The organism is Mesorhizobium sp. CA10, assembly GCF_020165285.1.
Taxonomy (GTDB): Bacteria; Pseudomonadota; Alphaproteobacteria; order Rhizobiales; family Rhizobiaceae; genus Mesorhizobium.
In genome coordinates this window covers 75045-101771 of record NZ_JAIUHV010000007.1, presented here as the reverse complement: position 1 = coordinate 101771, position 26727 = coordinate 75045, and the positions used below count along the sequence as shown (strand labels likewise).

The 26727-nt window shown below is 64.0% G+C and carries 22 protein-coding genes, 1 other RNA gene and 1 pseudogene; 18 read left to right on the top strand and 6 right to left on the bottom strand.

Going from position 1 to position 26727, the window contains the following annotated elements; translation table 11 throughout:
• Positions 1-148: 148 nt before the first annotated feature.
• Positions 149-1369, top strand: coding sequence for an alanine racemase (locus LB535_RS16490; RefSeq protein WP_224544844.1), 1221 nt, complete (start codon positions 149-151; stop codon positions 1367-1369).
• Between the two features lie 87 nt (positions 1370-1456).
• On the opposite strand, the gene LB535_RS16485 is transcribed toward LB535_RS16490, so the two are convergent.
• Together LB535_RS16485 and LB535_RS16480 are read right to left on the bottom strand one after the other, a co-directional pair.
• Positions 1457-2635 (bottom strand): lytic murein transglycosylase, encoded by a 1179-nt coding sequence (locus tag LB535_RS16485; protein WP_224632954.1) that lies wholly within the window; start codon positions 2633-2635, stop codon positions 1457-1459.
• Between the two features lie 183 nt (positions 2636-2818).
• Positions 2819-3610 carry a GH25 family lysozyme gene (locus LB535_RS16480; protein WP_140839671.1) on the bottom strand — a complete coding sequence of 264 codons (792 nt, stop codon included), beginning with the start codon at positions 3608-3610 and terminating at the stop codon, positions 2819-2821.
• Between the two features lie 234 nt (positions 3611-3844).
• On the opposite strand from LB535_RS16480, the gene LB535_RS16475 reads away from it, so the two are divergent.
• Entirely contained in the window at positions 3845-5227 is a 1383-nt protein-coding gene (locus LB535_RS16475; RefSeq protein WP_224632953.1) for a serine hydrolase domain-containing protein, read from the top strand.
• 10 nt (positions 5228-5237) lie between these two features.
• Here the strand turns inward: LB535_RS16475 and LB535_RS16470 are convergent, their stop codons facing one another.
• From LB535_RS16470 to LB535_RS16460, 3 genes are read right to left on the bottom strand one after another with little or no spacing between them, the layout of a single operon-like run.
• On the bottom strand, positions 5238-5903 hold the full coding sequence (locus LB535_RS16470; protein ID WP_224632952.1) for a class I SAM-dependent methyltransferase: 666 nt from the start codon (positions 5901-5903) through the stop codon (positions 5238-5240).
• Positions 5900-7198 carry a DUF3419 family protein gene (locus tag LB535_RS16465; RefSeq protein ID WP_224632951.1) on the bottom strand — a complete coding sequence of 433 codons (1299 nt, stop codon included), beginning with the start codon at positions 7196-7198 and terminating at the stop codon, positions 5900-5902. Before LB535_RS16465 ends, LB535_RS16470 begins: the two co-directional genes overlap by 4 nt.
• A 32-nt stretch (positions 7199-7230) precedes the next feature.
• The gene (locus tag LB535_RS16460) at positions 7231-10863 is read right to left on the bottom strand and encodes a hydantoinase B/oxoprolinase family protein (RefSeq protein WP_224632950.1); all 3633 of its coding nucleotides are present in this window, start codon (positions 10861-10863) and stop codon (positions 7231-7233) included.
• Positions 10864-11037: 174 nt separating this feature from the next.
• On the opposite strand from LB535_RS16460, the gene LB535_RS16455 reads away from it, so the two are divergent.
• From LB535_RS16455 to LB535_RS16425, 7 genes and pseudogenes are all read left to right on the top strand, one after another.
• Positions 11038-11250, top strand: a complete 213-nt coding sequence (locus LB535_RS16455) for a hypothetical protein (RefSeq protein WP_095768981.1) — start codon at positions 11038-11040, stop codon at positions 11248-11250.
• A gap of 131 nt (positions 11251-11381) precedes the next feature.
• Positions 11382-12101: a J domain-containing protein gene (locus LB535_RS16450; RefSeq protein WP_140839681.1), complete on the top strand. Its 720-nt coding sequence runs from the start codon at positions 11382-11384 to the stop codon at positions 12099-12101.
• Complete coding sequence (locus LB535_RS16445; RefSeq protein WP_224632949.1) at positions 12098-12865, top strand: N-acetylmuramoyl-L-alanine amidase; 768 nt, start codon at positions 12098-12100, stop codon at positions 12863-12865. The genes LB535_RS16450 and LB535_RS16445 overlap by 4 nt, the downstream gene beginning before the upstream one ends.
• A gap of 185 nt (positions 12866-13050) precedes the next feature.
• On the top strand, positions 13051-13752 hold the full coding sequence (locus LB535_RS16440; RefSeq protein WP_224632948.1) for a lytic transglycosylase domain-containing protein: 702 nt from the start codon (positions 13051-13053) through the stop codon (positions 13750-13752).
• Between the two features lie 136 nt (positions 13753-13888).
• An RNA gene (rnpB, locus tag LB535_RS16435) (RNase P RNA component class A) lies at positions 13889-14285 on the top strand.
• A gap of 157 nt (positions 14286-14442) precedes the next feature.
• Complete coding sequence (locus tag LB535_RS16430) at positions 14443-14718, top strand: type II toxin-antitoxin system ParD family antitoxin (RefSeq protein ID WP_224632947.1); 276 nt, start codon at positions 14443-14445, stop codon at positions 14716-14718.
• Positions 14719-14796: 78 nt separating this feature from the next.
• A pseudogene (locus LB535_RS16425) lies at positions 14797-15012 on the top strand (type II toxin-antitoxin system RelE/ParE family toxin); the annotation flags it as partial.
• 5 nt (positions 15013-15017) lie between these two features.
• Here the strand turns inward: LB535_RS16425 and LB535_RS16420 are convergent.
• Positions 15018-16133: a cystathionine gamma-lyase gene (locus LB535_RS16420; RefSeq protein ID WP_224632945.1), complete on the bottom strand. Its 1116-nt coding sequence runs from the start codon at positions 16131-16133 to the stop codon at positions 15018-15020.
• A 388-nt stretch (positions 16134-16521) separates the two neighbouring features.
• Between LB535_RS16420 and mraZ the strand changes: the two genes are divergently transcribed.
• The 9 genes from mraZ to ftsW are packed head-to-tail and all read left to right on the top strand — an operon-like array spanning position 16522 to position 26721.
• Positions 16522-16980 carry a division/cell wall cluster transcriptional repressor MraZ gene (mraZ, locus tag LB535_RS16415; RefSeq protein ID WP_140839693.1) on the top strand — a complete coding sequence of 153 codons (459 nt, stop codon included), beginning with the start codon at positions 16522-16524 and terminating at the stop codon, positions 16978-16980.
• Positions 16977-17993, top strand: coding sequence for a 16S rRNA (cytosine(1402)-N(4))-methyltransferase RsmH (gene rsmH / locus LB535_RS16410; RefSeq protein WP_224632944.1), 1017 nt, complete (start codon positions 16977-16979; stop codon positions 17991-17993). The genes mraZ and rsmH overlap by 4 nt, the downstream gene beginning before the upstream one ends.
• Positions 17994-17997: 4 nt before the next feature.
• On the top strand, positions 17998-18393 hold the full coding sequence (locus LB535_RS16405; protein WP_095768987.1) for a hypothetical protein: 396 nt from the start codon (positions 17998-18000) through the stop codon (positions 18391-18393).
• Entirely contained in the window at positions 18390-20111 is a 1722-nt protein-coding gene (locus LB535_RS16400; RefSeq protein ID WP_224632943.1) for a peptidoglycan D,D-transpeptidase FtsI family protein, read from the top strand. Before LB535_RS16405 ends, LB535_RS16400 begins: the two co-directional genes overlap by 4 nt.
• 54 nt (positions 20112-20165) lie before the next feature.
• Entirely contained in the window at positions 20166-21620 is a 1455-nt protein-coding gene (locus tag LB535_RS16395; RefSeq protein ID WP_224632942.1) for a UDP-N-acetylmuramoyl-L-alanyl-D-glutamate--2,6-diaminopimelate ligase, read from the top strand.
• Entirely contained in the window at positions 21617-23050 is a 1434-nt protein-coding gene (locus LB535_RS16390) for a UDP-N-acetylmuramoylalanyl-D-glutamyl-2,6-diaminopimelate--D-alanyl-D-alanine ligase (protein ID WP_224632941.1), read from the top strand. The genes LB535_RS16395 and LB535_RS16390 overlap by 4 nt, the downstream gene beginning before the upstream one ends.
• A 26-nt stretch (positions 23051-23076) precedes the next feature.
• Positions 23077-24159 carry a phospho-N-acetylmuramoyl-pentapeptide-transferase gene (gene mraY / locus LB535_RS16385; protein ID WP_095768991.1) on the top strand — a complete coding sequence of 361 codons (1083 nt, stop codon included), beginning with the start codon at positions 23077-23079 and terminating at the stop codon, positions 24157-24159.
• A 10-nt stretch (positions 24160-24169) separates the two neighbouring features.
• Complete coding sequence (murD, locus tag LB535_RS16380) at positions 24170-25570, top strand: UDP-N-acetylmuramoyl-L-alanine--D-glutamate ligase (protein WP_224544827.1); 1401 nt, start codon at positions 24170-24172, stop codon at positions 25568-25570.
• Positions 25570-26721 (top strand): putative lipid II flippase FtsW, encoded by a 1152-nt coding sequence (gene ftsW, locus LB535_RS16375; protein ID WP_095768993.1) that lies wholly within the window; start codon positions 25570-25572, stop codon positions 26719-26721. The genes murD and ftsW overlap by 1 nt, the downstream gene beginning before the upstream one ends.
• The last annotated feature ends 6 nt before the right edge of the window (positions 26722-26727 follow it).

Below are 26727 nucleotides of genomic sequence, written 5' to 3'. Positions count from 1 at the left end.
CGGCGGCAAGAGCCACCCGAAACATGACCGCTGGTTTAGCGTCGCCAAAATGTGCAGCAGGCCGCTCCGGATCGCCAAGACACAGAACTGTTTTCTTTGGCGGCTAGCTAGGATTAATTGTGCGCGCTCCAGACCTGAGGATTCGTCCATGCAGCGATTCGAAAATGCCCGTGAGGCGGCACTGGCGCTTCGTCCCGACGACCCGGTCTACTGTTTCCGCCCGCAGGTGTTGAAGGAGGATGCCCTGCAGTTCATGGGCATGTTTCCCGGCAAGACCGCTTATGCGGTCAAGACCAATGGCGAGCAGATCGTTCTCAAGACGCTGGTCGAGGCCGGCGTCAGCGCCTTCGATGTCGCCTCGCCCGGCGAGTTCGCCGCCGTGCGCGCCGTCTCGCCCGACGCCGAGATGCTCTACATGCACCCGGTCAAAGCGCAGTCGGACATCAAGCTGGCGCTTGAAAAATACGGCATCCGGGTGATCTCGCTCGACCATGAGGACGAGATCACCAAGCTGACGCGCGTCGTGCGTGCGCTCGATATCGACCCGGGCGCTCTCACCGTCTTCGTGCGCATCCAGACCAAGGGCCACGCGGCTTACGAGCTGTCGAAGAAGTTCGGCGCCGGGCCGGCCAATGCGGTCGAGCTTGCCGAGCGGCTGAATCGCACGGGCTACAAGGTCGGCCTCTGCTTCCATGTCGGCAGCCAGATCGAGGATCCCGATACCTATGAACGTGCGCTCGCCTCGGCGGACTGGGTGCGCAACCGCCTGACCTTCGACATTGCCGGCCTGGATGTCGGCGGCGGCTTTCCCGCCGAATACGGCCACGACCCCAATCGCAGGCACATCGAGATGCCGTCGCTCGGCCAATTGATGTCGCGGCTCGCCGGCGACCTGAAAGAATATCAGTTCGACCAGATGCCCCTGGTGGCCGAGCCCGGACGCGTGATCGTGGCGCGGTGCCTGTCGCTGATCGTGCGGGTGCTGTTGCGCAAGGGCAAGCGGCTCTACATCAATGACGGCATCTGGGCCTCGCTGTCGGATTCATGGACCGGCAAGATCACGCTGCCGGCCCGCTTCATTCCCGATCCCGCGATCCGTACCCGCAACGGCGACGAGAAAACCATCGTACCGTTCAAGGTCTGCGGCGCGACCTGCGATTCCGTCGATATCCTTTCCAGGCCATTCTGGCTGCCGGAAACGGTCGACACCGGCGACTGGATCGAGATCGGCCATATCGGCGCCTACTCGCTGTCGCTGAGGACCCGCTTCAACGGCTTCTTCCCAGACACATTTGTCGAGGTGACGACGCCGTTCGACGAGGGCGATGCACCGCAGGGCTTTGCCAGCCTGGAGACGATGGCGGATTAGGAGTAGGGAGTAGCGAATAGCGAATAGTGTGTAAGCGAAAGAAGCGCCGGCCAACCCTATTCGCTACTCTCTATTCGCTATTCGCTCTCACAATTTCGCCAAAAGCTCCGGCGTCGGCCAACCATCCACCGGCAGGCCAAGCCGCATCTGCTCCTTGCGGACCGCTTCGCGCGTGTTGGTGCCCAGAATGCCGTCGACGGTGCCGACGTCGTAGCCTTTGGCCTCGAGCTTGGTCTGCAGCGCCTTCATCTGGTCACCGCTCAGGCCTTGCTCGGGCGTGCGCGGATCGAATTGCGGCGCGCCGGCAAGGCGGGTCGCAAGCACTGCCGCCGTCAGCGCGTAGGTGAAGGACTGGTTCCATTCCAGATAGACGTCGAAATTGTCGTAGGTCAGGAAAGCGGGACCCTTGCGGCCCATCGGCAGCGCCAGACCAGCCTTGAGACCATTGTCGATGAGCGGGTTGCCGTTGGGTTCGGTGACACCCCATTGCGCCCATTGCGACAGCGGCAGCTTGTTGGTGCGGCCGGTCTGGTCCCATGGCATCTCGTCGGGGACGCGCACTTCCTGGACCCAGGGCTGGTCGCGCTTCCAGCCGCGCGACATGATCTTGTCGGCCGTGGTCATGATGACGTCCGGCACGCTGTTCCTCAGATCGACCTTGCCGTCGCCGTCGCCGTCGACGCCGCGCGCCAGATAGTCGGTCGGCAGGATCTGCGTCTGGCCGATCTCGCCGGCCCAGGCGCCCTTGACGTCGGCGGGCAGCACGCCGCGGTCGATCAAGGTAAGCAGCGGCACCAATTGCTGCCGAAACAGCTGGGGACGGCGGCAATCATACGAAAGCGTCACCAGCGCATTCAGCGTATGGAAGTCGCCCTGGACGGCGCCGAAGTCGGTCTCCAGCCCCCAGAAAGCAGCGATGATGGCCGGCTGGACGCCGAACTCCTTGTCGGCGCGGTCGAAGATTTCGGCATATTTCTTCAGATTGGCCGCACCCTGCTTCAGGCGGTAGGCCGAAATCATTCGGTTGGCGAATTCGGTGAAAGTCTGGGTGAAGACACCCTGGGCGCGGTCGCGCGCCAGCGCCCGCTGATCGATGGTGGCGTCCTCCAGCGCGTCGAGCCCGACGGCGCCGACGCCGGCTGCCTTGGCTTCTGCCGCGACGCCCTGTTTCCAAGCCTCGAAATCGCCGCCGCATTCCTGCGCCGCCGCGGGCATCGCAAGCGCGCCGACGAAGAGCGCCGCCAGGATTTCAACGCGCAATCGCATCGCTTTCCTTTCGAGACCGGCGCATGACCCGATCGCGACCCCGGACGGGATCGGACGGGCGCATGCGAGGATTTCAAAGCTCCGGAGCCTCGCCAGGCACTCGCACGAGTACGCCGCTCCAGATTACCAGCGGTTGCATGTTTCGCCGCCCGCCGTGTCGAAAAGCAGGCGCGGCGGCCGATGTCAACGGGTGTTCTGCCGCAGCCACTTCTTCCAGGCAGCTTCCGAGCCGTTGAAGACGTTGATGTCGGACTTGCCGGTCATGCCGGGCACGATGCCGGTGCCGGTGTACTGCCAGAAGGTGAAGGGGTGGCTGCCGTATTTCTCGCGCGGATGGCCGGCGACCGAGCGCAGCCAATAGGGATAGCCGCGGAAGGTCGCCAGTTGGTTGTCGTCGAAGAAGTCGACCGAGGTGTAGATGATCGGCTTCTTGCCGTAATAGCGCTCGACCATTTGCAGGAAGACGGTCATCTCGCTGCGCACCGTGGCCGGGTCGGGGCGCAGCCTGCAGGTCGGCGATTTCGGGTTCCATTCCATGTCGAGCACCGGCGGCATTGCCGACGGGTCTCTCGGGACATTGGCGATGAACCAGCGCGCCTGGGTTTCGGCCGGCGTGCAGAAATAGAAGAAATGATAGGCCGCGCGCGGGACGCCGGCGGCCCTTGTACGCGCCCAGTGCTCGTTGAAATAGTCGTCGAAACGATCGCCGCCCTCCGTCGCTTTGATGAAGGCAAAGGAGATGCCGCTGGCCTTGGCGGTCGGCCAGTCGATCGAGCTCTGGTATTTGGAGACGTCCGTGCCGTGGATGGCGTAGGTCCATGGCGCGCCGCTGTCCCACTCATGCGGCTTGGAGTCCTCGAATTTGGGCGCGCGCACGGCAACCGCCTGCGACGACGGCGACAATGGTGAGAGGTCCTCCACAGTCGAGCAGGCGCCCAGCAGCGTAAGCATCAGGATGGCCGCAAGACGGCGCATGATATTCCCCGAGCCGGGATCAGCCGGCCGCTGATGGGTCCTTCATCGATGGTGGTCGCTTACGCGGGCCCCCTCCAGACGATCGCCCCACAAGACCGTCCTAGTTGCTCATTTGATCGCCGAACATGGTTGATAATCCATTGACGGCGCTCGACGATGCTGGCGATTTTGCGGAAGCAATGGCGGCAAATCGATGACATAAATCGAGCCGGCGAATCTAAAAGGCGGGGAAAGATGCGGGCCGTCGTGAAGTTCATCAAATGGCTGCTTGGGCTTGTGATCCTGGCGGTGGCGGCGCTCTTCGCCTGGCTCTATTTCGCGCCGCCAGAACTCATCCGCGTCGGCTCCGGCTACTCGGCCAAGATCGTCTGCTCGAACGTCTTCATCGCCGGCCGGGACGCCAAAGAGGTCCTGGCCGTCGATGTGCAGGCACCAGGCCATCCGCTGCTGAAGCTAATGAAGGTCTCCGTCGATAAGGAAAGGGGACTGGTTTCGGCCGGCCTGCTTTGGGTTTTCGGCAAGAGTGTCGCGGTCGAGCGCGACGGCGTCGGTTGCGCGTCGGTTGCCGACGGCGACACCGGCAAGGCAAGGCAGACGTCGCTGCGCGCCGCGCCGCCGACCGCGGCGCAACCCGACGCGCTCTGGCCCGATGGCGAGCGGGTCGATGCTTCGCAGCACCCCGAAGTCGCGAAGATCGTCGACGATGTCGCCATGGCCGGCACCGGCATGCGCGCCATCGTGGTGGTGAAGAACGGCCGGATCATCGCGGAGCGTTATGGCGAGGGCTTTTCGGCCAAGACGCCGCTGCTTGGCTGGTCGATGACCAAGACGGTGAATGCCGCGATCGTCGGCACGCTGGTTAGGGACGGCAAGCTGGCGCTCGATAACAAGGGGCTCTTCGCACCGTGGAAGGCCGATGGCCGCGCCGCCATCAGCCTTGCCGACATGATGGCGATGTCAAGCGGGCTGGCGTTCAACGAGGATTACGGCGACGTCGCTGACGTGACGCGCATGCTTTATCTCGAACCGGACATGGCTCACTTCGCCGCGGCCCAACCTCTGACCGGCGAGGTGGGAAAAGTGTTTTCCTATTCGAGCGGTACGGCGGTGATGCTGTCGCGGCTGTGGCAGGACGCGATCGGCGACAAGGCGAAGGCGTTGGCATGGCCGCGTACGGCGCTGTTCGATCCGCTCGGCATGAAGAGCGCGGTGCTCGAGATCGACGAGCAAGGCACCTTCGTCGGCTCGTCCTATCTCTATGCCACGGCGCATGACTGGGCTCGCTTCGGCCAGTTCCTGCTGCAGGGCGGCGCCTGGAACGGAAACCAGATCCTGCCTGCCGGTTTCGTCGACTGGATGCGCGAGGCCGCACCGGCCTCAAAGGTGTATGGCAAAGGCCAGGTCTGGATCGAGGGGCCGGGCGATGAGGAAAATCCCGGCGCGGGCGTCACTGCAGGCCTGCCCAAGGACACCTATTGGATGGAAGGCCATGACGGCCAGACGGTGGCGATCATTCCGTCCGAGCAGTTGGTGGTGGTGAGGCTAGGTCTGACGCCGCGCAAGTTTGGCTATCGGCCACAAGCGATGGTCAGCGCGCTGGTGAAGGCCCTGCACTGATCGCGTTCTTTTATTTGCGGGATCCGATCACGGCCATCCAGGCGTACCCGCGATAAAGCGTTCTGAAGCGGAAGGTTGCGCCAGTGCGCTGCGATTCCGATTCAAGCACGTCGCGCAGCGAGGCGCGCGGCGCGACATGGAATTTCCGCAGCCAGCCGCGCAGCAGGGAGCGGAACCAGTGCGGCAGGCCTTCCTGTTGGCCGAAATCGACGACATGCAGCGAACCGCCGGGCGCGAGCGCCGCAAGGGCTGCCGAAACCGTCTTTTCCCAGCCGGGGATCATCGACAGCGAATAGGACACGAAGACGCGGTCGAACTGCGCGATGCCGAAGAGCGCCATGGCATCGAAGTCGGTTGCGTCGCCACGCGACAGCCTGACTTTGTCGGACAGGCCTTCGCGAGCAATGGCCGCGCTAGCCGTCTCCAGCATCTCGGCCGAGATGTCCAAACCGAAGAAGCGCGCATCCGGATAGCGGCGGGCGGCAAGCGCAATGTTGCGGCCGGTGCCGCAGCCAAGCTCCAGCACGGTGCCGCCTTGCGGCACGTCCAGCCCGTCGATCAGCCGGTCGCGGCCGAGCAGGTAGTATTTGCGGGTCAGATCATAGATATGGCGCTGCCAGCGGTAGACGCCGTCCATCAGTTCGGCATGGCTGGCCGGCAGCTCCGTCGTGCTCATGCCGGCCGCTTCACATAGAGATGGAAGCCGCCATAAATGGCCGAGCGGTCTTTTGCCGAAAATTCGCGCGAGGCGTCGGCCTCGTAGGTCCACTGGTCGAGCAGCGAACTGGAGACACGGCCGGGCAGGAGGCTAGGTTCGGCCGCGGTGCGGAAGATGACGCGCGCGCCGGCCGAGGCTGTGCGGGTGATCTCGGTCCACAGCGCGTTGAGCAGGTCGTCGGTCATCCAATCCTGGGCGTCGAGCAGGACGAAACGGTCGACGGTGCCGGCATCCTTGGCGGCCAGGAACTTGATCAGATTGGCGTGGTGGATGGCGACGCGATCGATGTTGTCGCGGATCGTCTTGTAATTGCGCTCTTCCAGATAAGCAGGCAGCGCCGCTTCGCCGGGTTGCGGGTAGCGGCGGGCAAAGGCCTGCCAGGCGAAATAGTTGTTCTTGAGCGGGAAATCGCAGGCGAGCTTTTCAAGGCGCGCCTTGAGCACGCTCGCCATCGAGCCGTCGCCAGAGGTGATCAGCGAGTCATACTGCGCCGGCGGGATGCCGAGGCCGAACAGCGAAGCTTTGCGCGAGGTCGCCCAGCGCAGCAGCTTCTTGTCGAAGACGGGTGCCAGTTCCTCATTGAAGAAGCGGCGCTGCTCGCTGATGTTCCCGGCCTTCATGATGCCGGCGGGATCGACGCCGAACAGTTTTGCGACGCGATGGCCCATGGCGATGAACAGGCCGAGCAGGCCGGTCTGGTAGAAGTTACGGTCGAAAACCGAGATGCGGCGCCGGCCGCGCCAGTTGCGGCGTTCCCAGTAATGGCGGCTGACCGGATCGAGATGCGGCGCGATGAAGCGATCATAGGCATCGGAATTGTGGCTGGTGCCGGCGGCGCCGAAGAAGCGGAACAGGTCGCCCTGCGACGGCAGGTGGCGCACCGCTTCCAGCTTCATGCGGTTCAGCGCGACATGCGCGGCATTGAGATCGACGGCGTCGATCTGGGCCGGCGTGCGGGTCAGGTAAGCCAGGATGTTGCAGCCGCCCGAGGCGATCGTGACGACTCGGTCCCCGGCGCCAAGTTGCATGGCCTCCATGTCGACATCGGGATCTTCCCAGATCTGCGGATAGACGAGGCCGGAGAACAGGAAGGCGAAGAGCCGCTCGGAAATGCCGTCCTTCGACAATGCCCGGTTCTGGTAGACGGCCTTTCCGACTTCCTTGCCTCGACGATAAACGAGTTCTCCGGATACGTCCGACATGGAAAGGTGATTCCCCATTTGCTTTGGCGCAAGCGGGTAGCGCAGCGGCATGACAGGCAGGTGACAGCCTGTTGACGCTGTTCTTACGCTTTTCCGAACGCTCCCGGTGTCGGCGTGGTGACGATGACGGCCTCGCCGGTATCGAGCGTGGTCTGGTCGCAGGCCTTCAGGATGTCGACCGAGCCGTCATTGCGCCTGACCTTGGTCGAGCCCGCCTCGCCGTCACCGCCGCCGTCGAGGCCCTGGGGCGGGCGATTGCGGTGCGAGGACAGAATCGCGCATTCCATCTTTTCGAGGAAGCGGATGGTGCGCCTGGTGCCGTCGCCGGCATTCCACTTGCCCTTGCCGCCGGAATCCTTGCGGATATGGAAGTCTTCCAGCACGACGGGGAAGCGCAGTTCCAGCACCTCCGGATCTGTGAGGCGCGAATTGGTCATATGGGTATGGACGCCGGACGTGCCGGCAAAGCCCCGGCCCGAATTCATCCGGCCGGCCGGCGAGCCGGAGCAGATCGTCTCGTAATACTGGTATTTCTTGTTGCCGAAGGTGAGGTTGTTCATCGTGCCTTGGGCGTTGGCCATCGCGCCCATCGCGCCGAACAGCGCGTTGGTGACATGCTGCGAGGTTTCGACATTGCCGGCGACGACGGCCGCGGGATAGGACGGCTTGAGCATGCAACCATCCGGAATAACGATGTTGATCGGCCTGAGGCAGCCGGCATTCATCGGGATCATGTCCTCGACCATGACGCGGAAGGCATAGAGCACCGCGGCGCGGGCGACGGGCTCCGGCGCGTTGAAGTTGTTCTTCATGACAGGCGACGTGCCGGTGAAATCGACGGTCGCCTCGCGCCTTTGCCGGTCGACGGTAATCTTCACCTTGATCACCTGGCCGGTGTCGGTGGGATATTCGTAGGCCGCGCTGTCGGGAAGCCGCTCGATCACGCGGCGCACGCTCTCGGCGGCATTGTCCTGTACGTGGCCCATATAGGCCTCGACCACATCGAGCCCGAAATGCGCGACCATCTTGCGCAGCTCCGCCACGCCCTTTTCGTTGGCGGCGATCTGCGCCTTCAAGTCGGCGATGTTCTGGACGGGATTGCGCGCCGGATAAGGATGGTCGGTCAGCAGCGTTTCCAGCTCCTTCTCGCGGAAGCGGCCGCGATCGACGATGCGGAAATTGTCGAACAGTACGCCTTCTTCGTCGACCGTTGTCGCAAGCGGCGTCATCGAGCCCGGCGCGGTGCCGCCGACATCGGCGTGATGGCCGCGCGAGGCCGCCCAGAACAGGATTTCCTTGCGGGCGTCGTCAAACACCGGCGTCACCACGGTGATGTCGGGCAAATGCGTGCCGCCATTATAGGGCGCGTTGAGCGCGAAGACGTCACCGGGATGGATATCGCCGGAGTTCAGGCGGATGATTGTCTCCACCGAACGGTCCATTGAACCCAGATGCACCGGCATATGCGGCGCGTTGGCGACCAGCGCGCCGTGGCGGTCGAACACGGCACAGGAGAAGTCGAGCCGTTCCTTGATGTTGACCGAATAGGCGGTGTTCTGCAGCGTCACGCCCATCTGTTCGGCGATCGACATGAAGAGGTTGTTGAAGACCTCCAGCATCACCGGATCGGCCTCGGTGCCGAGTGCCGCGGCACGCGTCTTTCTTTCTGTCCGGCGTATCACGACGTGATTGAGACCGGTGATTTCGGCGCGCCAGCCCGGCTCGACAACGATGGTCTGGTTCGGCTCGATGATAAGCGCGGGCCCGGCGACAGTGTGGGACGGCCGCAGGCCTTCGCGGCGATAGACGCCGGCCTCGTGCCAGCGGCCTTCGGTGTAGATGCGCCGGCTTTCCAAGGGTTTGGCGTCAATTCCTGCCGGTCCGGCGAGCGCCGGGGCTTCAGCCTTGTCCTGTCGGGCGACTTCCATGCCTTCGACGGCGACGGTCTCGACGACGATCGGCTTGTCGTCATAGACGAAACCGAACTGCGCCTTGTGCGCGGCCTCGAAATCGCTTCTGGCGCGGAAGATCGAGCCATGCTCGAAATTCACCGGCAGCGCCGTATCGGTGCCGTCATAGCGGATATGCAGGACAGGCCTCGTTGAAACCGCGTCCCCGGCAATGCCTTGCTCGCCGAGCTCGGTAATGACGTCGCCGCGCAGTGCCGCGATGAGTGCCTCGATCGCCGCGCGGGATTCTTCGGCAAGCGGCTGCAGCAGACCCTGTTGGCGCGAGGCGAAGACCGACGAGAGGCCGATGCCGTAAGCCGAGAGAAGGCCGGAGAAGGGATGGATGAGCACCGCTTCCATGCCGAGCGCATCGGCGACCAGGCAGGCGTGCTGGCCGCCGGCGCCGCCAAAACAGTTCAAAAGATATTCGGTGACGTCATAGCCGCGCTGCACCGAGATCTTCTTGATGGCGTTGGCCATGTTCTCGACGGCGATGGTGACAAAGCCTTCGGCGACCGCCTCGGGCGTCCGGCCGTCGCCGATTTCGGCGGCAAGCGCCGCGAATTTTTCGCCAACCGTGCCGATGTCGAGCGCTTGGTCTTGGCCCGCGCCGAAAATCGCCGGAAAGAAATCGGGCTGCAATTTGCCGAGCATGACATTGGCATCGGTGACGGCGAGCGGGCCGCCGCGCCGGTAGGCGGCAGGCCCGGGATTGGCACCGGCAGAATCCGGGCCGACGCGGAAGCGGCCCGCCTCATAGTGCAGGATCGAGCCGCCGCCGGCGGCGACGGTGTGGATGCGCATCATCGGCGCGCGGATGCGAACGCCGGCGACCTCGGTGTCGAAAGCGCGCTCATATTCGCCGTCATAGTGGGCGACATCGGTCGACGTGCCGCCCATGTCGAAGCCGATGACCTTGTCGAAGCCGGCGAGCTTCGCCGTCTCGACCATGCCGACGACGCCACCCGCCGGTCCCGAAAGCAGCGCGTCCTTGCCCTGGAACATGTCGGCGGCGGTGAGGCCGCCCGACGACATCATGAACATCAGGCGCGGTCCGGCGCCCAGTTCGCCGGCCACCCGCTGCACATAGCGCGACAGGATCGGCGACAGATAGGCGTCGACCACCGTGGTGTCGCCGCGGCCGACCAGCTTGATGAGCGGAGAGACCTCGTGAGAGACCGAGATCTGGCTGAAGCCGATCTTGCGGCAGACTTTCGCCACGGCCTTTTCGTGGTCCGGGTATTTCCAGGCGTGCATGAAGACGATGGCGACCGCGTCGATGCCGTCGGCCTTCGCCTGCTCGATCGCTGGGCGGCAGGCCGCGATGTCGAGCAGGCGCTCGACGCAGCCGTCGGCGCGCACGCGTTCATTGATCTCGATCACCCGCTCGTAGAGCTGCTCCGGCAGGATGATCTCCTTGGCAAAGATATCCGGCCTTGCCTGATAGGCGATGCGCAAAGCGTCGCGGAACCCCTTGGTGATGAGCAGCAGCACACGGTCGCCCTTGCGCTCGAGCAGCGCATTGGTGGCAACGGTCGTGCCCATTTTGACGTCGCCGATCGCGTCGGCGGAAATGGCGGCGCCGGCTTTCAGGCCCAACAGGTCGCGGATGCCCTGGATGGCGGCGTCCGCATACGCCTCGGGATTTTCGGACAGGAGTTTTCGGGGGTGCAGCCGGCCCCGCGGATCACGGCCGATGACGTCGGTAAAGGTGCCGCCGCGGTCGATCCAGAAGTCCCATTTCCCAGTTCCCACGGCTGCCGGCATTCTGCTTATCCATAATCTCTTTGGCGTATGTTGTGTTAGTTCGGGATTTCGGCGCCAGCAATCGCTAGTTGATGTTACACGTGGAAATGCAACGTTACGAAACCGGCAGCTGGCTGATGCATTTCCCCTGCGACCGCTCACCGAAATGTGAGCGTCTGTCGAAGGAGAGATAGCATGAAGAAGCTCATTCTGGCGTCGGTCTCGGCGCTCGCCCTGCTGGGGGTCGCGGCTTGTAGCGACAGTGGCACCGGCACTGACAATACCACCACCCAGAGCACCAATCCGCCGGCCAACGAACAGCCGATGAAACCGGCTTCGCCCGACGCTTCGAAGCCTGCTGAACCGGCTCCGGCAACAAAACCGGCTCCTACCGCGCCTGCGCAGTAAGGGCCGTCCCACAATCGAAGAAGGCCGGCACTGCCGGCCTTCTTTTTGCGCCGTCGATCCCGCGCATCGCCGGTCAACTGCGGCATCGTCCCGGCTTGATAGAACCGCCCGGTTCGCTCTATGAAGCCGACATGTCGATTTGGGACCGCCTTGGCGACTTCATCGCTCGTGTTTCGTCGTCGGCGTCCTCGGGCGTCGCGGACGTCGTTGAAGCTGTGCGCACCGTGTTTTCCGGCGATCCGGACTTGCGCCGGCGCGTAGCCTTTTCGGTGGCGATGATCGCGCTCTCGGCCAAGATGGCCAAGGCCGACGGCATCGTCACGCAGGACGAGGTGCGCGCCTTCCAGGACATCTTCGAGGTGCCGCCGAGCGAGACGCGCAACGTGGCGCGGCTTTACGACATCGCCAAGCAGGACGTCGCCGGGTTCGAGACCTACGCCCGGCGCATGGCGCAACTCTGCGGTTCCGGCCATGCCAACTGCATGATGCTGGAAGACATACTCGACGGCCTATTCCATATCGCCAAGGCTGACGGCCTGATCCATGAGAGGGAAGGGCAGTTCCTGCATCGGATCGCGGAGATCTTCCGGATCGATGAGGCGCATTACGAGACGATCCTGTCGCGGCACGTCAATCTCGGCGCCGCCGATCCTTACGTCGTGCTGGGCATCGAGCGCGGCAAGCCGTTCGAGGAAATCAGGAAGCGCTACCGCAAGCTGATCTCGGACAATCACCCCGACAGGTTGATCGCACGCGGCTTGCCGCAAGAATTCATCAAGATCGCCACGACCAGGGTCGCGGCGATCAATGCCGCCTATGAAATGATCGAGCGGGGCCTCAGGCACGCATGAGCGGTTTCCTGCCCGACCAGCCAGGTGCCGAGGTCCGGGTGTCGCCGAATTTCGGTCCGCGCCGCGAGACGCTGCGGCCCGACATGATCGTGCTGCACTATACCGGCATGGCAACCGGCGCCGGCGCCGAGGCGTGGCTGTGCGATCCAGCAAGTGAAGTGTCCTCGCATTATCTTGTCCACGAAGATGGCCGCATCATCCAGATGGTGCGCGAGAGCGATCGCGCCTGGCATGCCGGCAAGAGCTCCTGGCTCGGGCGCACCGACATCAATTCCTGCTCGGTCGGCATCGAGATCGTCAATCCCGGGCATTCACTGGGCTACAAGGCCTTTCCGAGGCGGCAGATCGACGCCGTGATCGATTTGTGCGCGGGCATCGTGGGCCGTTATTCCATCCCAGCGACAAGGGTGCTTGCCCATTCCGACGTGGCGCCGGGCCGCAAGGTCGACCCGGGCGAAAAATTTCCGTGGAAGGTTCTGTTCGCGGCCGGTATCGGTCACCTCGTACCGGCGGCGCCGATAAAACCGGGCGCCGCGTTGAAGGCCGGCGACACCGGCTCCGATGTCGAGGCGCTGCAGTCGATGCTGGCGCTCTATGGCTATGGTATTGAGATATCGGGTATTTACGACCGGCAGACGGAAATCGCGGTGGCGGCGTTCCAGCGGCATTTCCGGCGGCGGCTGGTGGATGGCGTGGCCGACAATTCGACGATCCGCACGCTGCAGAGGCTCCTGACTTCCGTTACGGCAGCCTCCGCCAAATAGTCGCGATAAGGTCATTAAATTACAACCCGTTACTTAAAGTGAATTGCGCCGCCTTCATTGCCGCCAATTCTGTCGCCAAATGCCTCTCCCGCAAGTTGTTGGACGTCTAGCCCCTCTGATGCTCCGATGTTGAATTGACACAACTGCGCGAAGTTCTTCGCGCGGTTCTAACAGAACAGGATTACATGCAGAAATTGACCGTTGTAGCGGCAGCCGTTGCTGCCGGAGTAATAAGCTTTGCCTTCAGTCCGGCAAACAGCGCCCCCTTAAGCCTTAGGGCAGACAATGGCCTTGCCGTCGCCCCTACGACCAAGGCTGCCCCGGCGAACAAAGCGCCAAAGATCAAGAGAGCCCCGGCTAAGGTGCAGAAGGCCGCCGCGACCAAGGCGGCGAAATCGACGGCCAAGCGCGCCAAGCGCGTCAGAAAGACGATCGATCTCACCACGACAGCCTCGATCCCCGCGGGCAAGATCGCTCTGGCGACACCCGCCGCACCCGGCGGCGGCCAGTATTCGTCGATCATTGCCCGCTATGCCGCGAGCTACGGCGTGCCGGTGTCCCTGGCCAGCGCCGTCATCAAGATCGAAAGCAACTACCGGCCGAATCTGGTCGGCAGCGCCGGGGAGATCGGCCTGATGCAGATCAAGCCGGCCACGGCGCGCATGATGGGTTACACCGGTTCGGCCAAGGGGCTGTTCGATCCCGACACCAATATCAAATACGGCATGAAGTACCTCGCGATGGCGCAGGGTCTCGGCGGTGGCACCACCTGCGGCACGATCCTGAAATACAATGCCGGCCACGGCGCGACGCGGATGAATCCGATTTCGGCCGCCTATTGCAGCAAGGTGAAGGTGCAGATGGCAGCGCTGGGTTCGCCGGCCTAAGCTCGTCCGCCGAAGTGGATTTGGGCGACGCGTGTCTGTTTCAAGCGCGTCGTTGTCCCAAACCGCTGCGCATTTGGGCGACGGCAACAGCTTTTTCGTTTGCGTTTTCAGGCGGGAATCCCTTTATACGCCCTTGTCAGCTGGCCGGGCGGCCGCGCCCGCGCGTGCCGAAAGGTTGCGGGTGAGGAAAGTCCGGGCTCCATGGAGACACGGTGCCGGCTAACGGCCGGCGGGGGCGACCCCAGGGAAAGTGCCACAGAAAGCAAACCGCCGCGGCTTCGGCCGCGGCAAGGGTGAAAGGGTGGGGTAAGAGCCCACCGCGCGACTGGCAACAGAAGCGGCAGGGCAAACCCCACCGGGAGCAAAACCGAATAGGGGCGGTGCGAAGGGAAACCTTCGAGGGCTGTTTCCGGCCCACCGTCCGGGTAGGTTGCGTGAGGCGCATGGCGACATGCGCCCAAGATGAATGGCCGCCACGTTCTCGCCGCGAGGCGAGGGCCATACAGAACCCGGCTTACAGGCCAGCTGGCATTTTTCTCGTAGCGATAGCTGAACGGGATCAGGAGGTTACGCCGAAAGGCGTGCCTTCCGATTCAAGCATTCTGCAAGACAGCTTCCCCGGCGTGGTCGAACCTGTCCTTGAAGCTGGTGCGATTAAATCGCACCTTCGGGGAAGAGCAGGAGTGCATCATGGGCCAGGTCGATAAACGCAGTATCACGCTTTCACCGGAACTGGCGGCCGCGGTCGACGATGTCGTCGCGGCTGGCGAATACGCCTCGGCCAGCGAGGTGATCCGCGAGGCGCTCAGGCAATGGAAGGAGCGGCGCGACTTGCTAGGATACAGCGTCGAAGAGCTGCGGAAACTGGTGCAGGAGGGGATCGACAGCGGGCCTGGCCGGTTCGTGTCCATGGAGGAGATCAAAGCTGAGGCGCGCAAGCGATTTCGGTCTGGCGGAACGGTATGACACTTGTTACGCATCGTTCGAACTTCGCACGCCGAAGAGGATTTGATCGCGATTGGGTAGTATGGTGCGCGTGATAGCGAAGCCGCAGTGGACCGACTGCTCGATCGCATCGAAAACCGTTGGCAACTCGCCATCTATCCGTCATCTGGTCCCTTACGCGACGATATCACTCCGGGCATTCGCCATCTCATCGTCGGCGAATATCTAACCTTTTACCGCATTGGAGAGGATGCGATCGAAATCCGCGTGCTGCACGGCCGGCGCAAGATCGAGGCTGACGATCTGATTAAGTAGGCGGACTAGGCGCCGATCTTGTCCAGAGATTCCTCGATCGCCTGCCAAAGCTCCTCGACCGGCTCGCAGCCGATGGCCAGGCGAACGAAGCCCGGCGGAACGGCGTCGCCGCGTTTCGAGCGCCGCTCGGCCGATGTGTGCACGCCGCCGAAGGACGTTGCCGATTCGATCAGCGCGCAACCGTCGATGAACGCCTCTGCCTGTTCTTCGGAGGCCAGCTCGAACGAAATCAGGAAGCCGAAGCGCTCCATCTGAGCGCGCGCCAGATTGTGCGAGGCATCGCCCTCGAGCCCGGGAAAGCGCAGGCCGCTGACGGCGCGATGACCCTTCAGCCGCCGCGCGATGGTTTCAGCCGACGAACACATGCGATCGAAGCGCACTTCCAGCGTTTCGAGGCCGCGATGCACCAGCCATGCCTCGAACGGTCCGGGGATGCCGCCGACCGTCTCGCGCCAATCCTTCACCCTGGCGACAATGTCGGGGTTGCGGCTGGCGACATGGCCGAAGAGAACGTCCGAATGGCCATTGATCGCCTTGGTGTCGGCCGAGACCACGATGTCGGCGCCAAGATCGAGCGGGCGCTGGCCGAAGGGCGTCATCGTCGTGTTGTCGACGATCAGGGTTCCGCCTTGCGCATGGACGGCGTTGGCGACGGCGGCGATGTCGCAAATGTCCAGTCGCGGGTTCGACGGACTTTCAACGAAAACCGCCCGGTAGCCGGCGAAGCCGCCATCGAGCATGCTTTCCGTCGGCCTCAGGTCATAAGCGACGCCGAGCGGTTTCAGAAAACGTTCGGCCAAGGCCCGTGTCGTGTGATAGCCGTCCGACGGCAAGAGGATGCGGTCGCCCGATTTGACGAGCGCGAACAAAGCCGCGGAAATCGCGGCCATTCCCGACGGAAAAATAATGCATTGCGCCTCTTCCAGATGGCCGAGCGCGTGCTCGACTGCATGCCAGGTCGGGTTGCTGAAGCGGCCATATTGATCGAAACCCGTCGCATCGCCCGGTGCGTGGAAGATCGAGGCCATGGTCAGCGGCAAGGGAATGGGATCACCCTTGGCGAAATCGGCGCTGCGCAAATGGGCAAGTGTTGCGGCGCGTGACTTCGCAGTGTCGGACATCGGCTCGATCCTTTGGGCAGAAAACTTCAACCGACGCTATGCGCGCCGGCTGTGCGCGGCAAGCTGGGTCTTTTTGGGCCAGAGGGCTCTAAACGCTTCGTTAGGCTTAATGGACGATAAAGACGAGACGTGTCTTCAGCCTGCGCTTTCTGGTTGTGCGCGTTTGTTTGTGATGCCTGCTCCCGTTGACGCCCATAGTGCCCCATGATATCCCATTCAGATCAAGCTTTCGTTCCGCGTCAGGGTGAAGCGTACGCCAATCGGGCAGCCGCGGCGGCTGCGCGTTTGTCGGTTTTCGCCCCGGTGAATGAAGCGATTTGCCGCAAATGCGGCAGGGGCGCGGAGAACAACATGAGGGGTGCAGCGGCAACAGCGGCTGTAGCGTTTATTGGACCGGTTTCTGTCAAACACGGTGAGCAAGATCGATGCGAAGGGACGGGTGTCCGTTCCGGCGCATTTTCGCGCCGTGGTGCAAAAACGCGGCTATTCGGAACTCTACGCGCTACGCTGCCTGGATCTGCCGGCCATGGATGTCGGCGGGCTCGACCTGCTCGACCGCTACGAGCAGCGGATCGCGCTGGAGGATCCCTTTCTGCAGACGGCGGACGACATGTCGTTCTTTTGCCATGGCGACGGGACATTTCTGAAGCTCGACCAGGACGGCCGCATCACCATGACCGATTTCATCCGCGAGCATACGGGCATCTCGAACGAGGTGGCCTTTGTCGGCCGCGGCAATTTCTTTCAAGTCTGGGAGCCCGGACGGCTTGCCGCCTATGGGGCGCAGGCGCGGGCCAGGCTTTTGCAGCTTCGGCAGGGGACGAAGCCCGGGGAGCGATCGGAATGATGGCTGGCCACGGCGATGACCCTCACGCCGTTGGCGGACCGGCCCGTCACATTCCGGTCCTCCTTGCCGAGGTGATCGACGCGCTTGCGCCGAAGGCCGGCGAGACGATCGTCGACGGGACATTCGGCGCCGGCGGCTACACCAGCGCCATCCTTGATCGCGGCGCCTCTGTCGTCGCCATCGACCGCGACCCGGACGCGATCGCGGCGGGCAGGGCGCTCGAACGACAGTCCGGCGGCAGGCTGAGGCTTGTCCAGGCGCCGTTCTCAACGCTGGACGAGCATGTCGAGGGCGCCGACGGCGTGGTGCTCGATATCGGCGTTTCCTCGATGCAACTCGACCAGGCGGAGCGGGGCTTTTCCTTTCGCGCCGACGGGCCACTCGACATGCGCATGGCGCAGGCGGGTCTCTCTGCCGCCGACGTCGTCAACACCTTCAAGGCGGGCGACCTTGCCCGCATCTTCGGCTTTCTCGGCGAGGAGCGCCATGCCGGCCGCATCGCGCGCATGATCGAGAGCCGTCGCGAGAAGAAGCCCTTCGAACGCACGCTCGATCTCGCCCACGCCATCGAAACCCATATCGGACGCGGGCCGAAGGACAAGATCCATCCGGCCACGCGTGTCTTCCAGGCGCTGCGCATATTCGTCAATGACGAGCTTGGCGAGCTCGCAAGGGCGCTGCTGGCTGCCGAGCGGGCGCTGAGGCCCGGCGGACGGCTAGCTGTGGTGACGTTCCATTCGCTGGAAGACCGCATCGTCAAGCGCTTCATCGCCGACCGCTCCGAGGCGGCCAGCGGCTCGCGGCACATGCCTGACGCGCCCGTGCGCATTGCGACCTTCCGCAAGGCCGGCGGCGGCGTGACGGCGGGAGAGGCCGAGCTGGACGCCAACCCGCGGGCGCGCTCGGCCAGGCTGCGCGCCGCGATCCGCACCGAGGCGCCGGCGCGCGCCGGCGATTTTTCGATTTTCGGCCTTCCAAAGCTTCCCGCCGTCGAGCGGCCGGGGGAGAGGTGAGCACGTGTTTCGTACCAGCGACATAGTCCTGATCGCCGTCATGGTCTCGGCCGCGGCGCTGACCTACAAAACGAAGCGCGAAGCCGAAGAGCAACAGGCGGCCGTGCAGAAGATCCAGGCGCAGATCCACTACGAGGAAGAGACCATCGATCTCCTCAAGGCGGACTGGAGCCTGCTCACTCAGCCGTCGCGACTGCAGAAGCTTGCAGACGTCTATAAGAGCCAGCTCGGGCTCGAACCGGTCAACGCGCACCAGATCGGCGGGCTCGACGACATTCCGGTGAAACCCGTGACCATCGAAGACCTCTCCTCGCAGCAGCTTGGCGGCATGGCCGACAATTCGGGCAAGGAGCCCTCGGACGGCAAGGATCCGGTGGTCACCGGGAGCACCGTTCAATGATCGGCCTTCCAAGGATCGGCGGCCTGCTGACGCGCCGGAAGAAGCAGGTTGAGGACGGCTCGATCGTCGTCGACGCCGCCCGCAAGGCGACTGGCGGCAAGGCCAAGACGCGCATCGTCATGACCATGGCGGTGTTCTTCACCATTTATTCGACAATCGCCGGCAGGCTCGTCTATCTCGGGCTGCAGAATCCCGATCTTTCGGGCGGCCCGGAGAACCGCGTCACTGCATCACGTCCGGATATCGTCGACCGCAATGGCGAGGTGCTGGCGACCGACATCAAGACCGCGTCGCTGTTTGCCGAGCCGCGCCGCATCGTCGACGCCGACGAAGCGATCGAGAGATTGTCGACCGTGCTGCCGGAGATCGACTACGAGCAGACCTATCGCAAGCTCAAGAGCGGCGCCGGCTTCGTCTGGTTGCAGCGCCAGCTGACGCCGAAGCAGCAGGCCGACATCCTGGCGCTGGGCGTTCCCGGCCTGGGCTTCCGCACCGAAAAGCGCCGCTTCTATCCGAGCGGCGAGACCTCGTCCTATATCGTCGGCCTCACCAACATCGACAACCAGGGCATCTCCGGCATGGAGAAGTATATCGACGAGCAGGGGCTGAGCGACCTGCAGGCGTCGGGGCTCGCGGTGGCCAAGGATCTCAAGCCGGTCAGGCTTTCGATCGATCTGCGCGTCCAGCATGTGGTGCGCGACGAGATCGCCGCAGGCCTTGAGCGCTATCGCGCCATCGGCGCCGGCGCCGTCGTGCTGAACATCAAGACCGGCGAAGTGATGGCCATGGCCTCGGTGCCGGATTTCGATCCGAACAATCCGTATAATGCGCAGGAGAAAGACCGGCTGAACCGCATGTCGGCCGGTCTTTACGAGATGGGCTCAACCTTCAAGAGCTTCACCTCGGCCATGGCGCTCGATTCCGGCAAGGCGACGATGACGAGCCGCTTCGACGCTTCGCATCCGATCCGGGTCGGCCATCAGGCCATCCACGATTTCCACGGCAAGAACCGCGTGCTGTCGCTGCCGGAAGTGTTTCTCTTTTCGTCCAACATCGGGTCGGCCAGGGAGGCCGAGCTGGTCGGCATCGAAGGGCACCGCGAATTCCTGCACCGCCTCGGCATTCTGGACCGGATGCAGACCGAACTGCCGGAGGTCGCCCGCCCGACCGAACCCAAGGTCTGGAAACAGGTCAACTCGTTCACCATCGCCTTCGGCCACGGCGTGTCGACGACGCCGCTGCAGGCCGCCGTCGGCTGCGCGGCGCTGATGCAGGGCTATCTGATCGAGCCGACATTCCTGGTCCGCAGCGAGGAGGAGGCCATGGCGGTGGCCAAGAGAGTGGTCAGCGACAAGACGGTCGAAGGCATGCGCTACCTCTATACGCTCAACGCCGAGAAGGGCTCGGCCAGAAACGCCAGGGCCCCCGGCTACCGGGTCGGTGGAAAGACAGGAACGGCCGAGAAGGTCATCAACGGCCGCTACTCCAAGGAGTTGAACTTCAACACCTTCGTCGCCGCCTTCCCGATGGACGATCCGCAATTTCTGGTGTTCACGATCGCTGACGCTCCTCATCCGGAAAAGCCCGGGATGACCGACGTCGCTGCCAACAATGCGGGAGTTATGGCTGGCAATATCATCAGGCGTTCTGCGGCCATGCTTGGCGTGAAGCCAGATTTCAGCCATGAAAATGGTGCAACGCTGGTTTCCTATCAGTGATTCTTGGGGCGCGCCGGCAACTGCGCGCTATTTTGTTGCGGTGAACGGGACTCAATGCATCTAAAAGATCTAGCCGGTATCCTGCCTGTCGAGGGAACAGCTTTCCCCGATCTGGAGGTGACCGGACTTTCCTCCGATTCCCGCGCGGTCAAGTCCGGCGTCGTCTTCTTCGCGCTTGCCGGCAGTAAGGCCGACGGCTCGGCCTATGCGGCCGACGCCGCGGCCTGCGGCGCCGCGGCGATCGTCACCGGCAAGGGCGCGAGCGTCTCCAGCCTGTCGATCCCGGTCCTTGCCGTCGATGATCCGCGCCTGGCGCTGGCGCTCAGCGCGGCGCGCTTCTTCGGACGCCAGCCGCAGACCATGGTCGCCGTCACCGGCACCGCCGGCAAGACATCCGTCGCCGCCTTCACCCGCCAGATCTGGGAGCAGGCGGGTTTTGCCGCCGCCTCGATCGGCACGACCGGCGTCGTAGCGCCCGGCCGCAACGAATATGGCTCGCTGACGACGCCCGACCCGGTGGCGTTGCACCGATTGCTCAAGGAGCTGGCGGATGCGGGCGTCACCCACGCCTCGATGGAAGCTTCGAGCCACGGCCTCGACCAGCGCCGCCTCGACGGGGTGAAGCTGGCGGCCGGCGCTTTCACCAATCTCGGCCGCGACCACATGGATTACCATCCGACAGTGGAGGATTATCACCGCGCCAAGCTGCGCCTGTTCGACACGCTGCTGCCGAAGGGCGCGCCCGCCATCGTCTTTGCCGACGATCCGTGGTCGGAGCCGACCATCGAAGCCGCGAAAGCGGCGGGGCTGGAAGTGCTGACCGTCGGCCGCCATGGCGATTTCCTGACGCTGAAGCGGGTCGAGCATGAGCGGCATCGCCAGCGCGCCGAAATCGTGGCCGACGGCGTGCTGCACGAGGTCGACCTGCCTTTGGCCGGCGATTTCCAGATCGCCAACGCGCTGGTCTCGGCCGGGCTTGCTATCGCGACTGGAACACCCGCGGGCAAAGCCTTGGCGGCATTGGAGAAATTGAAGGGTGCGCCGGGCCGGCTCGACCTCGTCGGCGCCACCGCGGCCGGCGCTCCCGTTTATGTCGACTACGCCCACAAGCCCGATGCGCTGGAGAATGTGCTGACCTCGGTCCGGCCTTTCACCACGGGCCGCGTCGTCGTGGTGTTCGGCTGCGGCGGCGACCGCGACCGGGGAAAAAGGCCGATCATGGGCGAGATCGCGACCCGGCTCGCCGATGTCGTCATCGTCACCGACGACAACCCGCGCACCGAAGTGCCCGAGACCATCCGCGCCGCGATCCTTGCTGCCGCGCCCGGCGCCATCGAGATCGGCGACCGCCGCAAGGCGATCCGCGAGGCGGTGGCGATGCTTCGCGCCGGCGACACGCTCATCGTCGCCGGCAAGGGACATGAGGAAGGCCAGACCGTCGGCACCGAAACCTTTCACTTCTCCGACCATGAGGAAGTGCGTGAGGCGCTCAAGGAGCGTGCCGCATGAACCTGCTGTGGACGTCGGAAGCGCTCGTCGAAGCCATGGGCGGCAGGCCGATCGGCTTGCTGCCGGAGGGCATCACCGGCATTTCGATCGACAGCCGCAGCCTGGAGCCGGGAAACGCCTTCTTCGCCATCAAGGGCGAAGCGATGGACGGCCATGATTTCGCGACAGCGGCGGTCAAAGCCGGAGCGGCGGTGCTGGTCGTCGCCGAGGGCAAGCTGCCGTCGCTCGGCCGGCTGACGGCGCCGATGATCGTCGTGCAGGACGTGCTTGCAGCGCTTGAGAAGCTCGGCGTCGCGGCCCGCGTCCGCTCGAAGGCCAGGACCATCGCGGTCACGGGATCGGCCGGCAAGACGACCACCAAGGAAGCGCTGCGCCATGTGCTGTCGGCGGTCGGCAAGGTGCACGCTTCGGCGCAGTCGTTCAACAACCATTGGGGCGTGCCGCTGACGCTGGCGCGCATGCCGCAGGACTGCGACTATGCTGTCTTCGAGATCGGCATGAACCATCCGGGCGAGATCCGGCCGCTGGTCAAGATGGTCAGGCCGCATGTCGCCATCGTGACCATAATCGCCGCCGCTCATCTCGGCTTCTTCAAGAATCTCGACGAGATCGCCATGGCTAAGGCCGAGATTTTCGAGGGAATCGAGCCGGGTGGCGCCGCGCTGCTCAACCGCGACGATCCACGCTGGAAGCTGCTCGGCAAAATGGCGAAAGAGGCGGGTGTCGAGCATGTCTTCGGCTTCGGCGAAAATGTCCGCTCGGCGTTCCGCCTTGTCGGCTGCGAGCTTCATGCCGACCATTCCGACATCGCCGTCAAGATCGGCAAGAGGGATCTGAGCGCCCGTGTAGGGGCGCCCGGCCGCCATATCGTGCAGAACGTGCTGGCGGTGCTGGGCGCCGCGCAGCTGGTCGGCGCCGACCTCGACAAGGTCGCGGCGGCACTGGCAGATCTTTCGGCCGAGCGCGGGCGGGGCCGGCGCCATATCCTGCATCATCCCAACGGGCCGATCACGCTGATCGACGAGAGCTACAACGCCAATCCGGCGTCGATGGCGGCGGCAATGGCGCTGCTCAACGCCACGCCGGTCGCGGGCGAGGGCCGGCGCATCGCCGTGCTCGGCGACATGCTGGAGCTCGGCAGCCATTCGGCAGATCTCCACGCAGCGCTTGCCAAGCTGATCGTCGGCACGGGCACGCGCAACGTCTTTCTCGGCGGGCCGGAAATGCAGGCGCTGGCCGAGGCCCTGCCGTCAGACATTGCAACCGAGTATCGATCGGGAGCGGAAGAACTGAAGCCGATCGTGATCGCCGCGCTCAGGCCCGGCGACGTGGTGATGGTCAAGTCGTCGAAGGGCATCGGGTTTTCAAAGCTGGTCGAGGCATTGCTCGGCAAATTTCCGGCGGAAGCCACAAACATTAAGCCGGCCTAGGTCGGGCTCCGGGGGACGGAAGGACCATGTTCACACTGCTCGTCGATTTCGCGGACAAGATCTCGTTCTTCAACGTCTTCCGCTACATCACTTTTCGTACAGGTGGCGCGCTGATCACGTCTGCGCTGATCGTCTTCATCTTTGGGCCGACGATCATCAATTCGCTGCGCCTGCGGCAAGGCAAGGGCCAGCCGATCCGCGCCGACGGCCCGCAGACGCATTTCAAGAAGGCCGGAACGCCGACCATGGGCGGGCTGATGATCCTGTCCGGCATCATCGGTTCGTCGCTCTTATGGGCAAACCTGTCCAGCATCTATGTCTGGGTCGTGTTGCTGGTCACCGTCGGCTTCGGCTCGATCGGCTTCTACGACGACTATCTCAAGGTCACCAAGCAGTCGCATCTGGGCTTCTCCGGCAAGGCCCGCCTGGCGATCGAGTTCGTCATCGCCGCCATCGCGGCCTGGGTGATCATGCATAACGGCCAGGCGCCGTTCTCGTCGTCGCTGACCTTTCCCTTCGCCAAGGAATTCCTGATCAACCTCGGCTGGTTCTTCGTGCCGTTCTCCTGCTTCGTCATCGTTGGCGCCGGCAATGCGGTGAACCTGACCGACGGCCTCGACGGCTTGGCGATCGTGCCGATCATGATCGCGGCGGCGTCCTTCGGCGTCATCGCCTATCTTTCGGGCAACGCGGTGTTCGCCGAATATCTGCAGATCCATTTCGTTCCCGGCACCGGTGAGCTCGCCGTCGTGCTCGGCGCGGTGATTGGCGCGGGCCTCGGCTTCCTTTGGTTCAACGCGCCGCCGGCCGCGATCTTCATGGGCGACACCGGCTCGCTGGCGATGGGCGGGCTGATCGGCACCATCGCGGTCGCTACCAAGCACGAGATCGTGCTGGTGATCGTCGGCGGCCTGTTCGTGGTCGAGATCCTGTCGGTCATCATCCAGGTCGGCTATTTCAAGATGACCGGCAAGCGGGTCTTCCTGATGGCGCCGATCCATCACCATTTTGAAAAGCTCGGCTGGACCGAAAGCCAGGTGGTGATACGCTTCTGGATCATTGCCGTCATCCTGGCGCTGGTCGGCCTGTCCACCCTCAAGCTCAGATAGGACTCGCTGCTTGATCCCCGCTGCTTCCTTTTCAGGCAAACGCATTTCGCTCTTCGGGCTTGGCGGCTCGGGGATCGCCACCGCGCATGCGCTGATCGCAGGCGGCGCCGAGGTGCTGGCCTGGGACGACAATCCGGACAGCGTCGCCAAGGCAGCGGCCGCGGGGATTACGACCGGAGATCTGCGCGCGGCCGACTGGCCGCATTTCGCCGCCTTCGTGCTGTCGCCGGGGGTGCCGCTGACGCATCCGAAGCCGCATTGGACGGTGGAGCTGGCGCGCGGCGCCGGCGTCGAGGTGATCGGCGATATCGAGCTGTTCTGCCGCGAACGCAACAGCCACGCGCCGGCAGCACCCTTCATCGCGATTACCGGAACCAACGGCAAGTCGACGACGACGGCGCTGACGGCGCATATCCTGAAGTCGGCGGGCCGCGACACGCAGATGGGCGGCAATATCGGTCGTGCCGTCATGACGCTCGATCCGCCCGAGCCGACGCGGCACTATGTGGTCGAGTGCTCGTCCTACCAGATCGATCTCGCGCCCTCCATCAATCCGACCGCCGGCATCCTGCTCAACCTTACGCCAGACCATCTCGACCGGCACGGCACGATGGCGCATTATGCCTCGATCAAGGAGAGGCTGGTCGCCGGCAGCGACACCGCGATCGTCGGCGTCGACGATTCCTGGTGCGCCCAGATCGCCGACCGACTGGAGCGCGCCGGCCGGCAGGTCATCCGCATTTCCAAGCGCCTGCCTTTGACGGACGGCTATTTCGCCGACGGTACCAATCTGATGGAAGCCGTGCACGGCCGCTACAGCCGCGTCGCCTTCCTCGAAGGCATCGGGTCGCTGCGCGGCCAGCACAACGCGCAGAACGCGCTGGCCGCCGTCGCCGCGTGCCTGAGGATCGGCCTCGATCTCGGCGAGATCCAGGCCGGCCTCGAGAGCTTCCCGGGGCTGGCGCATCGCATGGAGCAGGTCGGCCGCAAGGACCATGTGCTGTTCGTCAACGATTCCAAGGCGACCAATGCCGATGCGGCCGCACCCGCGCTGTCGAGTTTCAACCGCGTCTACTGGATCGCCGGCGGCCTGCCCAAGGAAGGCGGCATCGAGCCGCTGCGCGGCTTCTTCCCGCGCATCGCCAAGGCCTATCTGATCGGCGAGGCGGCGCCAGCCTTCTCGGCGACGCTCGGCGAGGCAGTACCCTACGAAATATCCGGAACGCTGGCGGCGGCGGTCGAGCATGCCGCCAACGACGCGGCAAAGGACACCGGCGGCGAGGCCGTGGTGCTGCTTTCGCCGGCTTGCGCCAGTTTCGACCAGTTCAAGAATTTCGAAGTTCGCGGCGAAGCCTTCAGGCAAGCTGCGACTGCTATTGATGGGGTGAAATCCATCGGAGGGCCACGTTGATGCAAAGCCGTCTCGACAAAAGTCCTGTCGCCACCTGGTGGTGGACGATCGATCGCTGGTTCCTGGCGGCATTCCTGTCGCTGATGGGACTGGGCATCGTGCTGTCCTTCGCCGCAAGCCCGGCGGTGGCCGAGCGCATCGGCCTCGACAGCTTCCACTTCGCCACACGCCAGATCATCTTCACCATCCCGGCGCTTATCGTGATGCTGGCAGTCTCTTTCCTGGAGGCGCGGCAGATAAGGCGCATGTCGCTGGTGATGATCTGCATCATGCTGGTGCTGATGGTGGCGGTGCTCTACATCGGCGTCGAGGTGAAGGGAGCACGGCGCTGGGTGTCGCTTGCAGGCCTTTCCATCCAGCCGTCCGAGTTCCTGAAACCGGCCTTCGTCGTCATCTGCGCCTGGCTGTTTGCGGAGCACAGGCGCCAGCCCGACATTCCCGGCAATCTGTTCGCCATGCTTTTGCTGGCGCTGGTCATCTCGCTTCTGGTGGCTCAGCCCGATCTCGGCCAGACCATGCTGGTGCTGGGCACCTGGGGCGTGATGTTCTTCATGGCCGGCCTGCCCTGGTTCTGGATCGTCGCGCTGGGGGCTGCCGGGGTCGGCGGCGTGTTCGCGGCCTATACGGTATTTCCGCACGTCGCCGCGCGCATCGACAAGTTCATGACCGGCGAAGGCGACACCTTCCAGGTCGATATGGGCCGCGAGGCGCTGATCAATGGCGGCTGGTTCGGCGTCGGCCCGGGCGAGGGCACGGTGAAGCGGGTCATCCCCGATAGCCACGCCGACTTCGTCTTCTCGGTCGCCGGCGAGGAGTTCGGCCTCATAATGTGCTTCTTCATCATGTCGATCTTCGCCTTCATCGTGCTGCGCGGCCTGAGCATCGCGCTCAAGGAACAGGACGATTTCACCCGCTATGCGGTGGGCGGCCTCGTCACCGTCTTCGGCCTGCAATCGGCCATCAACATGTGCGTGAACCTGCAGCTGATGCCGGCCAAGGGCATGACGCTGCCCTTCATCTCCTATGGCGGCTCCTCGCAGATCGCCATCGCCGTCTCGATGGGCATGGTGCTCGCCTTGACGCGCAAGCGTCCGGAAAAGCGCAAGCAGATGGGCTTCGTCCTTTCGCAGCGCGCAATGCCGGCGGAATGAGGCAGG

Coding starts and splice junctions, on each gene's coding strand:
- LB535_RS16490 (WP_224544844.1), top strand. CDS start 149: ATGCAGCGATTCGAAAATGCCCGTGAGGCGGCACTGGCGCTTCGTCCC.
- LB535_RS16485 (WP_224632954.1), bottom strand. CDS start 2,635: ATGCGATTGCGCGTTGAAATCCTGGCGGCGCTCTTCGTCGGCGCGCTT.
- LB535_RS16480 (WP_140839671.1), bottom strand. CDS start 3,610: ATGCGCCGTCTTGCGGCCATCCTGATGCTTACGCTGCTGGGCGCCTGC.
- LB535_RS16475 (WP_224632953.1), top strand. CDS start 3,845: ATGCGGGCCGTCGTGAAGTTCATCAAATGGCTGCTTGGGCTTGTGATC.
- LB535_RS16470 (WP_224632952.1), bottom strand. CDS start 5,903: ATGAGCACGACGGAGCTGCCGGCCAGCCATGCCGAACTGATGGACGGC.
- LB535_RS16465 (WP_224632951.1), bottom strand. CDS start 7,198: ATGCCGCTGCGCTACCCGCTTGCGCCAAAGCAAATGGGGAATCACCTT.
- LB535_RS16460 (WP_224632950.1), bottom strand. CDS start 10,863: ATGCCGGCAGCCGTGGGAACTGGGAAATGGGACTTCTGGATCGACCGC.
- LB535_RS16455 (WP_095768981.1), top strand. CDS start 11,038: ATGAAGAAGCTCATTCTGGCGTCGGTCTCGGCGCTCGCCCTGCTGGGG.
- LB535_RS16450 (WP_140839681.1), top strand. CDS start 11,382: ATGTCGATTTGGGACCGCCTTGGCGACTTCATCGCTCGTGTTTCGTCG.
- LB535_RS16445 (WP_224632949.1), top strand. CDS start 12,098: ATGAGCGGTTTCCTGCCCGACCAGCCAGGTGCCGAGGTCCGGGTGTCG.
- LB535_RS16440 (WP_224632948.1), top strand. CDS start 13,051: ATGCAGAAATTGACCGTTGTAGCGGCAGCCGTTGCTGCCGGAGTAATA.
- LB535_RS16430 (WP_224632947.1), top strand. CDS start 14,443: ATGGGCCAGGTCGATAAACGCAGTATCACGCTTTCACCGGAACTGGCG.
- LB535_RS16420 (WP_224632945.1), bottom strand. CDS start 16,133: ATGTCCGACACTGCGAAGTCACGCGCCGCAACACTTGCCCATTTGCGC.
- rsmH (WP_224632944.1), top strand. CDS start 16,977: ATGATGGCTGGCCACGGCGATGACCCTCACGCCGTTGGCGGACCGGCC.
- LB535_RS16400 (WP_224632943.1), top strand. CDS start 18,390: ATGATCGGCCTTCCAAGGATCGGCGGCCTGCTGACGCGCCGGAAGAAG.
- LB535_RS16395 (WP_224632942.1), top strand. CDS start 20,166: ATGCATCTAAAAGATCTAGCCGGTATCCTGCCTGTCGAGGGAACAGCT.
- LB535_RS16390 (WP_224632941.1), top strand. CDS start 21,617: ATGAACCTGCTGTGGACGTCGGAAGCGCTCGTCGAAGCCATGGGCGGC.
- mraY (WP_095768991.1), top strand. CDS start 23,077: ATGTTCACACTGCTCGTCGATTTCGCGGACAAGATCTCGTTCTTCAAC.
- ftsW (WP_095768993.1), top strand. CDS start 25,570: ATGCAAAGCCGTCTCGACAAAAGTCCTGTCGCCACCTGGTGGTGGACG.